Source organism: Pseudomonas agronomica (genome assembly GCF_025917275.1).
Classification (GTDB): Bacteria; Pseudomonadota; Gammaproteobacteria; order Pseudomonadales; family Pseudomonadaceae; genus Aquipseudomonas; species Aquipseudomonas agronomica.
In genome coordinates this window covers 1-12,915 of sequence record NZ_JAOSHO010000115.1, presented here as the reverse complement: position 1 = coordinate 12,915, position 12,915 = coordinate 1, and the positions used below count along the sequence as shown (strand labels likewise).

The 12,915-nt window shown below is 61.0% G+C and carries 9 protein-coding genes; all 9 read left to right on the top strand.

Annotation, left to right across the window (positions count from 1 at the left end; translation table 11 throughout):
- Positions 1-225: 225 nt before the first annotated feature.
- The 9 genes from OC610_RS11200 (at position 226) to OC610_RS11160 (ending at position 12,885) form a co-directional block, all read left to right on the top strand.
- Positions 226-1,827 (top strand): ABC transporter substrate-binding protein, encoded by a 1,602-nt coding sequence (locus tag OC610_RS11200; RefSeq protein ID WP_264427825.1) that lies wholly within the window; start codon positions 226-228, stop codon positions 1,825-1,827.
- Between the two features lie 255 nt (positions 1,828-2,082).
- Complete coding sequence (locus tag OC610_RS11195) at positions 2,083-3,708, top strand: ABC transporter substrate-binding protein (RefSeq protein ID WP_264427824.1); 1,626 nt, start codon at positions 2,083-2,085, stop codon at positions 3,706-3,708.
- Positions 3,709-4,100: 392 nt separating this feature from the next.
- Positions 4,101-5,702, top strand: a complete 1,602-nt coding sequence (locus tag OC610_RS11190; RefSeq protein ID WP_264427823.1) for an ABC transporter substrate-binding protein — start codon at positions 4,101-4,103, stop codon at positions 5,700-5,702.
- A 170-nt stretch (positions 5,703-5,872) separates the two neighbouring features.
- Entirely contained in the window at positions 5,873-7,246 is a 1,374-nt protein-coding gene (locus OC610_RS11185) for an OprD family porin (RefSeq protein ID WP_030139824.1), read from the top strand.
- 75 nt (positions 7,247-7,321) lie between these two features.
- The gene (locus tag OC610_RS11180; protein ID WP_264427822.1) at positions 7,322-8,917 is read left to right on the top strand and encodes an ABC transporter substrate-binding protein; all 1,596 of its coding nucleotides are present in this window, start codon (positions 7,322-7,324) and stop codon (positions 8,915-8,917) included.
- A gap of 76 nt (positions 8,918-8,993) precedes the next feature.
- Entirely contained in the window at positions 8,994-10,004 is a 1,011-nt protein-coding gene (locus OC610_RS11175; protein WP_053145585.1) for an ABC transporter permease subunit, read from the top strand.
- Positions 10,005-10,014: 10 nt separating this feature from the next.
- A complete protein-coding gene (locus OC610_RS11170; RefSeq protein WP_030139821.1) occupies positions 10,015-10,926 on the top strand; it encodes an ABC transporter permease subunit in 912 nt (303 codons plus the stop codon).
- Between the two features lie 10 nt (positions 10,927-10,936).
- Positions 10,937-11,905: an ABC transporter ATP-binding protein gene (locus tag OC610_RS11165; RefSeq protein WP_245139643.1), complete on the top strand. Its 969-nt coding sequence runs from the start codon at positions 10,937-10,939 to the stop codon at positions 11,903-11,905.
- The gene (locus tag OC610_RS11160; protein WP_072341153.1) at positions 11,905-12,885 is read left to right on the top strand and encodes a peptide ABC transporter ATP-binding protein; all 981 of its coding nucleotides are present in this window, start codon (positions 11,905-11,907) and stop codon (positions 12,883-12,885) included. The genes OC610_RS11165 and OC610_RS11160 overlap by 1 nt, the downstream gene beginning before the upstream one ends.
- Positions 12,886-12,915: the final 30 nt, after the last annotated feature.

The window sequence follows — 12,915 nt, the reverse complement described above, 5'->3', positions numbered from 1 at the left end:
ACCGCAGCAATGGATATGTACCCGACTGGAAGGCCGCCATCGCGAGCAAGCTCGCTCCCACAGTTTGATCGGAGTACAGCAGGAAGAACCAGGCCGGCTATCAGGCCGCCTCGTCCAAGAGGCTATACCCAAACCCAACAGTCCCCCTCACTTTTCGATATTTCCAACACCCCCATCCGCAACGCTACTCTCCCTGAAAACCTCACCACCCCTCAAAGGGATTTCATGGACAGAACCACCTTCAAACCCCTCCTGCTCGCCCTGGCCCTGATCGGCAGCGCCCCACTGGCCCAAGCCGCCACCACCCTGGTCTACTGCTCCGAAGCCAGCCCCGCCGGCTTCGATCCCAGCCAATACACCAGCGGCACCGACTTCGATGCCTCGGCCGAAACCGTGTTCAACCGCCTCACCCAATTCAAGCGCGGCGGCACCGAGGTCGAACCCGGATTGGCGACGAGCTGGGACGTATCGCCCGATGGCCTGGCCTACACCTTCCACCTGCGCGAGGGTGTGAAATTTCATACCACCGAGTTCTTCACCCCGAGCCGCGACTTCAACGCCGACGACGTGTTGTTCACGTTCCAACGCCTGCTCGACCCACAACACCCGTTCCGCCAGGCCTACCCCACCGAATCGCCGTACTTCACCGACATGGGCCTGAACACCACGATCAAGAGCGTCGAGAAGGTCGACGAGCACACCGTCCGCTTCAGCCTGAACAACGTCGATGCGGCTTTCGTGCAGAACCTGGCGATGAGTTTTGCCTCGGTGCAATCCGCCGAATACGCGGCGCAGCTGTTGAAGGAAGGCAAGGCCAGCGACCTCAACCAGAAACCCGTCGGCACCGGGCCGTTCGTGTTCAAGCGCTACCAGAAGGACTCGCAGATCCGCTACACCGCCAACACCGCGTATTGGAAACCCGAGGACGTGAAGCTCGACAACCTGATTTTTTCCATCACCCCGGACGCCGCCGTGCGCCTGCAAAAGCTCAAGCGCGGCGAGTGCCAGGTCAGCGGTTATCCGCGCCCGGCCGACATCGAGGTGATGGAGCAAGACCCGAACCTGCGCGTGCTCAAGCAGCCCGGTTTCAATCTCGGTTTCCTGGCCTACAACGTGACGCACCCGCCGCTGAACCAGCTCAAGGTCCGCCAGGCGCTGGACATGGCCATCGACAAACCGGCGATCATCAAGGCCGTTTACCAGGGCGCCGGGCAACTGGCGCAGAACGCCTTGCCGCCGGCCCAGTGGTCGTTCGACCCGACGATCCAGGACGCGCCCCATGACGTGACCAAGGCCAAGGCGCTCCTCAAGGAAGCCGGGGTTGCGCCCGGTACAACCATTGATTTGTGGGCGATGACGGTGCAGCGCGCCTCCAACCCCAACGCACGCATGTCGGCGCAAATGATCCAGCAGGATTGGGCCAGGATCGGCATCAAGGCCAACATCGTCAGCTACGAATGGGGCGAGTACATCAAGCGCGCCAAGAACGGCGAGCATGACGCGATGATCTACGGCTGGACCGGCGACAACGGCGACCCGGACAACTGGCTGGGCGTGCTTTATAGCTGCGCGGCGGTCAAGGGCAGCAACTACGCCAAGTGGTGCGACCCGGCCTACGACCGGCTGGTCCAGCAAGCCAAGGTCGCGACCGACCGGCAAAAACGGATCGACTTGTACCAGCAGGCGCAGAAAATCCTCAAGCAGCAAGTGCCCATCACGCCCATTGCCAACTCAACGGTGTTCCAGCCGATACGCAAGGAAGTGGTGGATTTCAAACTCAGCCCATTTGGCCTCACACCCTTCTACGGCGTGGGTTTGAACAAGTAAAACCCGCCCCATGCCGGTGCGTCGCGGCCTCGCGCCGCACCGCCAAGGAGCGCGTTTCGCCCCAAAAAAGCCTGCGCAAACGGTCAAATGCGTCAGAAGTTACAAAGATGCGACATTAAGGTACGTTCGTGCCACTGTTTCAGACTTGTAACCTCTTCGGATCTTGCATTGGGTATGGGGCCTGCATAAGTATCCGCAGGACGACTCACGAGGTCGCCCTCAAATCCAAAAATGACAACAAATCATGAGGCCAACATGCTTAAACACGCGGTCATTCCGTTTTTAGTCGGCGCAGGCTTGTTAGCCAGCGCTCCTTTCGCTTCCGCCGCGACTAACCTGGTGTTCTGCTCCGAAGGCAGCCCGGCCGGTTTCGACCCTGGTCAGTACACCACCGGAACCGACTTCGACGCCTCTGCAGAAACCATGTTCAACCGCCTGACCCAGTTTGAGCGCGGCGGCACCGCCGTGATTCCTGGCCTGGCCACCAAGTGGGACATTTCCGAAGACGGCCTCACCTACACCTTCCACCTGCGTGAAGGCGTCAAGTTCCACACCACCCCGTATTTCAAGCCGACCCGTGAGTTCAATGCCGACGACGTGCTGTTCACGTTCAACCGCATGATCAACAAGGACGACCCGTTCCGTAAGGCGTACCCGACCGAATTCCCGTACTTCACCGACATGGGGATGGACACCAACATCACCAAGATCGATAAAGTCGACGACCACACTGTCAAGTTCACCCTCAAGGATGTTGACGCCGCGTTCATCCAGAACATGGCCATGAGCTTCGCCTCGATCCAGTCCGCCGAATACGGCGCCCAACTGCTCAAGGAAGGCAAGGCCCCGGACATCAACCAGAAGCCGGTCGGCACTGGCCCGTTCGTGTTCAAGAGCTACCAGAAAGACTCCAACATCCGCTACACCGGGAACCAGGACTACTGGAAGCCTGACGACGTGAAGATCGACAACCTGATCTTCGCCATCACCACCGACCCGTCGGTGCGCATGCAGAAGCTCAAGAAAAACGAATGCCAGATTACCCTCTTCCCACGCCCGGCCGACCTCAAGGCCCTGAAGGAAGACAAAGCGTTGAAGATGCCTGACCAGGCGGGTTTCAACCTGGGCTATATCGCCTACAACGTGATGGACAAGATCAAGGGCAGCAACGAGCCGAACGTGCTGGCCAACCTGAAGGTCCGCCAGGCGCTGGACATGGCGGTCAACAAGCCACAGATCATCGACTCGGTGTACCAGGGCGCCGGCCAACTGGCGGTCAACGCCATGCCGCCGACCCAGTGGTCCTACGACACCACCATCAAGGACGCCAAGTACGATCCTGAGAAAGCCAAGGAGCTGCTCAAGGAAGCCGGCGTCAAGGAAGGCACCAACATCACCCTGTGGGCGATGCCGGTGCAGCGTCCGTACAACCCGAACGCCAAGTTGATGGCCGAGATGCTGCAGTCCGATTGGAAGAAAATCGGCCTGAACGTCAACATCGTCAGCTACGAATGGGGCGAGTACATCAAGCGTTCCAAGGGCGGCGAGAACCAGGCCATGATCATTGGCTGGAGCGGTGACAACGGTGACCCGGACAACTGGCTCAACGTGCTGTTCGGCTGCGACTCGCTGGCCGGCAACAACTTCTCCAAATGGTGTGACAAGAAGTTCGACGGCCTCGTGAAAGAAGCCAAGCGCACCACTGACCAGGGCAAGCGCACCGAACTGTACAAACAGGCGCAACACGTCCTCAAGGATGCTGTGCCAATGACACCTATCGCTCACTCGACGGTGTATCAACCCATGCGCGCCAACGTGCAGGACTTCAAGATCAGCCCCTTTGGCTTGAACTCCTTCTACGGCGTCAGCGTCAGCAAGTAAGGTGACCTGTGGCGAGGGAGCTTGCTCCCGCTGGGCTGCGTAGCAGCCCCTTTCTGAGCGCGATGGCGGACTATCAACGACGCCATCGCGAGCAGGACTCGCTCCCACGCCATGCCGTCGCCCTGTCTGCCGAGACCAAGACCTAGGAAATTGCCTACATCCAAAAGCACTGCGTCCCACAGCAGTCGGTTTAGGACGTGTCGCCTTTTCCTACAAGTCTTTCAGGCGTTTACGCATTTACCGCCTGGCCCACGACCCATAACGTCGAGGCTGCCGGTTTGCTGGCCCTGTGGCATCGCTGTTTACGCAATGGAATGAGCCCAGTGCTCCGGACCCGTCCCTGGAAGGACACCGGTTCACTGTCAAACACCCCGAACAAGAGAGGGAGCGTCATGCGCCATACCTTGGTTTTATCCGCATTGCTGGGCACCGGCCTGTTGGCCGCGACCTCCGCAGCCCAGGCCGCCGGCGGCAGCCTGGTGTTCTGTTCCGAAGGCAGCCCCGCCGGTTTCGACACCGCGCAATACACCACGGCCACCGACAACGATGCGGCCGAGCCGCTGTACAACCGCCTGGCCGAGTTTGAAAAAGGCGCGACCAACGTAGTCCCTGGCCTGGCGACGAGCTGGGACATTTCCGAAGACGGCTTGAAGTACACCTTCCACCTGCGCGAAGGGGTGAAATTTCATACCACCGAATACTTCACGCCGACCCGGGAGTTCAATGCCGACGACGTGCTGTTCACGTTCAATCGCATGCTCGATCCGCAGCATCCGTTCCGCAAGGCCTATCCCACCGAGTTCCCGTACTTCAACGGCATGAGCCTGAACAAGAACATCGCCAAGGTGGAAAAGACCGGGCCGCTGACCGTGGTCATGACGCTCAACAGCGTGGACGCCGCGTTCATCCAGAACATTGCCATGAGCTTCGCCTCGATCCTCTCGGCCGAATACGCCGACCAGTTGCTCAAGGGCGGCAAGCCGAGCGACATCAACCAGAAGCCGATCGGCACCGGGCCGTTCGAATTCAAGAGTTACCAGAAGGATTCCAACATTCGTTACGTCGCCAACGACAAGTACTGGGCGCCGGAGCGGGTGAAGCTGAAGAACCTGATTTTCTCCATCAACACCGACGCGTCGGTACGGGTGCAGAAGCTCAAGGCCAACGAATGCCAGGTCACCCTGCATCCGCGTCCCGCCGATGTGCCGGCCTTGAAGAACGACCCCAAGCTGCAACTGATCGAAAAACCGGGTTTCAACCTCGGCTACATCGCCTATAACACCCGCCACAAGCCGTTCGACCAGGTCGAAGTGCGCCAGGCACTGGACATGGCGGTGAACAAGCAAGGCATTCTCAACGCCGTTTACCAAGGTGCGGGGCAACTGGCGCAAAACGCCATGCCGCCGACGCAGTGGTCCTACGACGACACCATCAAGGACACGCCCTACAACCCGGAAAAAGCCAAGGAATTGCTCAAGGCCGCCGGGGTCAAGGAAGGCACCGAAATCACCCTTTGGGCCATGCCCGTGCAGCGCCCGTACAACCCAAACGCCAAGTTGATGGCCGAAATGCTTCAGGCCGACTGGGCGAAGATCGGCCTGAAGGTGAAGATCGTCAGCTACGAATGGGGCGAGTACATCAAGCGCACCAAGAACGGCGAGCACGACATCAGCCTGATCGGCTGGACCGGCGACAACGGGGATCCGGACAACTGGCTGGGCACGCTCTACAGCTGCGACGCCATTGGCGGCAACAACTACTCCATGTGGTGTGACCAGGATTACGACAAGCTGATCAAGCAGGCCAAGGTCGTCACCGACCGCGACCAGCGCACCGTGCTCTACAAACAGGCCCAGCAGTTGCTCAAGCAGCAAGTGCCGATCACCCCTGTTGCCCACTCGACGGTCAACCAGCCGCTGAGTGCCAAAGTCGAAGGGTTCAAGGTCAGCCCCTTCGGTCGCAACGTCTTCTCGGGCGTCAGCCTGAACCCATAACCGCTTAGCCGCACAGCGAGGGCTTCCATGGAAGCCCTCACGCAGACGTCTTGCCGTAATTCGCCGATCAGGCGCCAAGCAAACGTTTGCAAGCTGGAAATGAGTTCCAAACCGATAGCCGTATCACCAAAAAAGAACGGCATGAAAAAGAAAGAAAAGGAGCGTTACCGATGAAATTGAGCAGCACCGCGATACTGGCCTTGGCCATCAGCAGCGTTACGGCAACGGCTTACGCTGAATCCCAGAGCCAGGCTTTCGTTCCGACCGAATTGGCGAGCACCAGCGCCCAATCCGAAGCCAAAGGTTTTCTCGACGGCCAAAGCCTGTCAGGCACCACGCGTAACTGGTACGCCAACGAGCTGCTGAAGCGTGGCAACTTCAGTTATCAGAAACACGGCGAGACACGTCCTACCGATCGTCGTATCAACTGGGTCCAGGGCACCATCCTCAACTACACCTCGGGCTTCACCCAGGGCACCGTTGGTTTCAGCACCGAAGTCGCTGCCTACAACGCAGTGGTCCTGGACCGCAGCCGCAAGGACATCGCCAACGGCGGTAACCGTACGCTGGCCGAGAACAACGGCGACGCTGTGGACCAATGGAGCAAGCTGGGCCTGGCCAACGTCAAGGCACGGGTTTCCAACACCACGCTGACCGCCGGCCGCCAGAACTTCAGCACCCCGATTGTCGATGTCATCGGCAACCGTGCGCTGCCTTCGAGCTTTGAAGGTGTGAGCCTGCACAGCGAAGAGTTCAGCAACCTCTCGTTCGATGCCGGCGTGTTCGACCGCGTATCGCCACGAACCGAACAGAGCCTTTCGAAGTTCCGCTCTGAATACAACAACAATGGGGCAGAGACCGATAAGGTCAGCGTCGCCGGCCTGAACTATCAGCCGCTCAAGAGCCTGAAGACCAGCGTGTACGCGTCCCAGGTCGAAGACTTCTGGAACCAGTACTATTTCGGCGCTACCCATGAACTGGGTGACGCATCGGTGTTGGCGCTGACGACCGGTCTGAATTACTACAAGACCGTGGATGAAGGCAAAAAAGAGATGGGTGAGATCGACAACGACACCTATTCCCTGTCGCTGGGCCTGACCCACCAGGCTCACACGCTGACCTTCTCCTACCAGGCCGTGAACGGTAACGAGTACTTCGACTACCTGCACGAAACCAACGGCATCTACCTGGCCAACTCCCTGCTGTCGGACTTCAACGGACCGAACGAGAAATCCTTCCAGATCGCCTACGGCATCAACATGGCCGAATACGGCGTTCCTGGCCTCAAGTTCAACGTCTACCGCGCCCGCGGCTGGGGTATCGACGGCACCCACTACACCGGCACCGCCTATGACGTACGTGGCCTGGACGACGAGAACCACTATGAAACCGGCGTCGGCGCTTCCTACGCGGTACAAAGCGGTCCTTTGAAGGCCACCGCAGTCCGCGCGACCTACACGGAACACCGCTCCAGCCGTAATCAGATCGACGGCAGCATCAACGAATTCCGCCTGGTCACCACCATCCCGTTCAACATTCTCTAAACTGCCACCGGGCGGTCGACTCACGAGGTCGTCCGCCCGGTCTTTTGCCAATTACCCGATTGCAGAGGATTGACGATGAACATGATTCCCCTACGCGCCGCCATCGCCGCCGCGCTGCTGAGTGTCGCCGTTGGCGCCACGGCCAAGCCCCTGGTGGTTTGCACTGAAGCCAGTCCGGAAGGCTTCGACATTGTCCAGTACACGACTGCAGTCACCGCCGACGCTGCGGCGGAAACCGTTTTCAATCGCCTGGCCGACTTCAAGCCCGGCACCACCGAAGTGATTCCGGCCCTGGCCGAGTCCTGGGACATCAGTGACGATGGCCTGACGTACACCTTCCACCTGCGCAAGGGCGTCAAGTTCCACACCACCGAGTACTTCAAGCCGACCCGCGACATGAACGCCGACGACGTGGTCTGGAGTTTCCAGCGCCAACTGGACCCGAATCACCCTTGGCACAAACTGTCGAGCGTGGGCTTCCCGTACTTTGAAAGCATGGGCTTCAAGGAACTGCTGAAAAACGTCGAGAAAGTTGACGAGCACACGGTCAAGTTCACCCTGACCCGCCGCGAAGCGCCATTCCTGGCCGACATCGCCATGGCCTTCTCCTCGATCTACCCGGCCGAATACGCCGACCAGTTGCTCAAGGCAGGCAAAACCGGCGACCTCAACAGCAAGCCGATCGGCACCGGCCCGTTCGTGTTCCAGCGCTACAACAAGGACGCCCAGGTTCGCTTCAAGGCCAACCCGGACTACTTCCGTGGCAAGCCGCCGGCCGATGCGCTGATATTGGCCATCGCCACCGACAACAACGTGCGCATGCAGAAACTCAAGACCAACGAGTGCCAGATCGCGCTGTACCCCAAGCCCGATGACATCCCCAGCATCAAGAAAGACCCGAACCTGAAGGTCACCGAGCTGGACGCGATGACCGTGTCCTACACCGCGCTGAACACCAGCCATAAATACATGAGCGACGTGCGGGTGCGCAAAGCCATCGACCTGGCCTTCGACAAGGAAGCCTACGTCAACGCGCTCTTCGGCAAGGGCAACGCCACCGTGGCGGTCAACCCGTATCCGCCGACCCTGCTGGGCTACAACCACGACTTGAAGAACCCGACCCGCGACTTGGACAAGGCCCGCCAGCTGCTCAAGGAAGCCGGCGTGCCGGAAGGCACCGTCTTCACCCTGTTTACCCGCAACGGCGGCGGCCCGACCAACCCCAACCCGATGCTCGGCGCGCAGATGATGCAGTCCGACCTGGCGAAAGTCGGGATCAAGGTCGACATCCGCGTGATGGAATGGGGCGAAATGCTCAAGCGCGCGAAAAACGGCGAGCACGACATGGTGTCGGCCGGATGGGCGGGCGACAACGGCGACCCGGATAACTTCCTGACGCCTATGCTCAGTTGCGAGGCCGCCAAGAACGGCGAAAACTACGCGCGCTGGTGCAACGAGAAATTCCAGGCGCTGCTCGACCAGGCACGCGCCTCAGTGAACCCCGAGGAGCGCGCCAGGCTCTATGAGCAGGCCCAGGTGATTTTCAACCAGGACCAGCCATGGATCAGCATGGCCCACACCCGGATGTTCACGGCAATGCGCAACAACGTAGAGGGCTACGTGATTAGCCCGCTCACCACCAACAACTTCGCCACCACCCAGGTGAAGTAGATAAGAAAACGCCCTTCGACGCTTGATCCCAAGCATCGAAGGGCACGCCTAACCGGCTGATGAGGTACACCTGAAGATGTTTAGTTTTATTGCCCGCCGACTGGGATTATTGATCCCTACGTTCTTCGGCATCACCTTGCTGACCTTCGCGTTGATTCGCATGATCCCCGGCGACCCCGTGGAAGTGATGATGGGCGAACGTCGGGTCGATCCCGAAATGCATGCACAGGCAATGGAACGCCTTGGCCTCAACAAACCGCTGTATGCCCAGTACCTGGACTACATCGGCAAACTGGCCCACGGCGACCTCGGCGAATCGCTGCGTACCCGTGAAAGCGTATGGACCGAGTTCAGCTCACTGTTTCCCGCGACCCTGGAACTGTCCATGGCCGCGCTGTTGTTCGCCGGTATCCTGGGCCTGCTGGCCGGGGTGATCGCGGCACTCAAGCGAGGGTCCCTGTTCGACCATGGGGTGATGGGGGTCTCCCTTGCGGGATACTCGATGCCGATCTTCTGGTGGGGCCTGATCCTGATCATGTTCTTCTCGGTATCCCTGGGCTGGACGCCGGTGTCGGGACGGATCGACCTGCTCTACGACATCGAGCCGAAAACCGGCTTCATGCTGATCGACACGCTGCTGGCCGACGAGCCGGGCGCGTTCCTCGATGCCCTGCATCACCTGATCCTGCCGGCCATCGTGCTGGGCACCATTCCGCTGGCAGTGATCGCCCGCATGACCCGCTCTTCGATGCTCGAAGTGCTGCGCGAAGACTACATCCGCACCGCCAAGGCCAAGGGCCTGTCGCCGTCGCGCGTGGTGTTCGTGCATGGCCTGCGCAACGCGCTGATCCCGGTGCTGACCGTGGTCGGCCTGCAAGTCGGCACGCTGCTGGCCGGTGCGGTCCTGACCGAAACGATCTTCTCCTGGCCAGGCATCGGCAAGTGGCTGATCGAAGCCATCGGCGCCCGGGACTATCCCGTGGTGCAGAACGGCATCCTGTTAATCGCCTGCCTGGTGATTCTGGTCAACTTCGTCGTGGACATCCTCTACGGCTTTGCCAACCCACGCATCCGTCACCAGCGCTGAGATCAAGACCATGAGTACTCCAACTACCGCGGTAGCAGTCGATCAAAGCCTGCTGTACCCGTCCCCGTACAAAGAATTCTGGCACGCGTTTTCCCGCAATAAGGGCGCTGTCGCCGGGCTGCTGTTCATGATCCTGATCGTGTTCTGCGCGATCTTCGCCCCGTGGGTCGCGCCTCATGACCCGAGCGAGCAATACCGCGACTTCCTGCTGACGCCGCCGGCCTGGCTGGAAGGCGGGCAGATGCAATTCCTGCTGGGCACCGACGAACTGGGCCGCGACCTGCTCTCGCGGCTGATCCAGGGTTCGCGCCTGTCGCTGCTGATCGGCTTGTCGTCGGTGGTGATGTCGCTGATCCCGGGCATCCTGCTGGGCCTGTTCGCCGGGTTCTTCCCGCGCATCCTCGGCCCGACCATCATGCGCCTGATGGACATCATGCTCGCCCTGCCGTCCTTGCTGCTGGCCGTGGCGATTGTCGCCATCCTCGGCCCAGGCCTGATCAACACCGTGATCGCCATCGCCATCGTCTCGCTGCCGTCCTACGTGCGCCTGACCCGCGCCGCCGTGATGGGCGAACTGAACCGCGACTACGTGACCGCCGCTCGCCTGGCCGGTGCCGGCCTGCCGCGCCTGATGTTCATCACCGTGCTGCCCAACTGCATGGCTCCGCTGATCGTCCAGGCGACCTTGAGCTTCTCCTCGGCGATCCTCGACGCCGCCGCCCTGGGTTTCCTCGGCCTCGGCGTGCAGCCGCCTACCCCGGAGTGGGGCACCATGCTGGCCTCGGCCCGCGACTACATCGAACGCGCCTGGTGGGTCGTGAGCCTACCTGGCTTGACCATTTTGCTCAGCGTGCTGGCAATCAACCTGATGGGCGACGGGCTGCGCGATGCGCTGGACCCGAAACTCAAGAATGCCGCCTGAGGAGATTCCCATGTCACTGCTAGAAATCAAGAATCTCAACGTCCGCTTCGGCGACGCCACCGCCGTGCCGGTGGTCGACGGCCTGGACCTGAGTGTGGAAAAAGGCGAAGTCCTGGCGATCGTCGGCGAATCGGGCTCGGGTAAATCCGTGACCATGATGGCGCTGATGGGCCTGATCGAGCACCCCGGCATCGTCACCGCCGACGCGCTGAACTTCGACGGCAAGAACATGCTCAAGCTGAGCAACCGCCAGCGCCGGCAGATCGTCGGCAAGGACCTGGCGATGGTGTTCCAGGACCCGATGACCGCGCTCAACCCCAGCTACACCGTGGGTTTCCAGATCGAAGAAGTGCTGCGCCTGCACCTGAAGATGTCCGGCAAGGCCGCGCGCAAGCGCGCCATCGAACTGCTGGAAAAAGTCGAGATCCCCGGCGCCGCCAGCCGCATGGACGCCTACCCGCACCAACTGTCCGGCGGCATGAGCCAGCGCGTGGCGATTGCCATGGCGATTGCCGGCGAACCAAAACTGCTGATCGCCGACGAACCGACCACCGCCCTCGACGTGACCATCCAGGCGCAGATCATGGACCTGCTGCTGGCCCTGCAAAAAGAGCAGGACATGGGCTTGGTACTGATCACCCACGACCTCGCCGTCGTCGCCGAAACCGCCCAGCGCGTGTGCGTGATGTACGCCGGCCAGGCCGTGGAAGTGGGCCAGGTGCCGCAGCTGTTCGACATTCCGGCGCATCCGTACAGCGAAGCACTGCTGGCGGCGATTCCGGAGCACAGCATGGGCGCCGAGCGCCTGGCGACATTGCCCGGCATCGTCCCCGGTCGCTATGACCGTCCGCAAGGCTGCCTGCTGTCGCCGCGCTGCCCGTACGTGCGCGACAACTGCCGCCAGGAGCGCCCTGCCCTCGATCCAAAAACCAACAGCCTCGCCCGCTGCTTCTACCCGTTGAACCAGGAGGTGGCGTGATGGCCGTCGTACTTACCGCCCGTGACCTGACCCGTCATTACGAAGTGTCCCGTGGCATGTTCAAGGGCCATGCGACCGTGCGCGCCCTCAACGGTGTGTCGTTCGAACTGGAAGCCGGCAAGACCCTGGCCGTGGTGGGTGAATCCGGTTGCGGCAAATCCACCCTCGCCCGGGCCCTGACGCTGATCGAAGAGCCGTCCTCCGGCTCCTTGAAAATCGCCGGGCAGGAAGTGGCCGGCGCCAACAAGGCCGAACGCAAGCAGTTGCGCAAAGACGTGCAGATGGTGTTCCAGAGCCCTTATGCGTCCCTCAACCCGCGGCAGAAAATCGGTGATCAACTGGCCGAGCCATTGCTCATCAACACCAACCTGTCGGCCACCGAGCGGCGCGAGAAAGTCCAGGCGATGATGAAGCAGGTGGGCTTGCGCCCCGAGCATTACCAGCGCTACCCGCACATGTTCTCAGGCGGCCAGCGCCAGCGCATCGCCCTGGCCCGCGCCATGATGTTGCAACCCAAGGTGCTGGTGGCGGACGAACCGACCTCGGCGCTGGACGTGTCGATCCAGGCCCAGGTGCTGAACCTGTTCATGGACCTGCAGCAGGAATTCAACACCGCCTACGTGTTCATTTCCCACAACCTGGCGGTGGTGCAGCACGTCGCCGATGACGTAATGGTGATGTACCTCGGCCGCCCGGTGGAAATGGGCCCCAACGAGTCGATCTACAGCCGCCCATTGCACCCGTACACCCAGGCACTGCTGTCAGCCACCCCGACCATCCACCCGGACCCGAACAAGCCGAAGATCAAGATCGTCGGCGAACTGCCCAACCCGCTCAACCCACCGTCTGGCTGCGCCTTCCACAAGCGCTGCCCGTACGCGACCGAGCGCTGCAAGACTGAGGAACCGGCGTTGCGGCCGTTGGATAACCGGCTGGTGGCGTGTCACTACGCCGAGCGGTTCCTCGACGGCGCTGCATAGAAGCATAGGAGCAGCGTAGGAGCTGCCGAG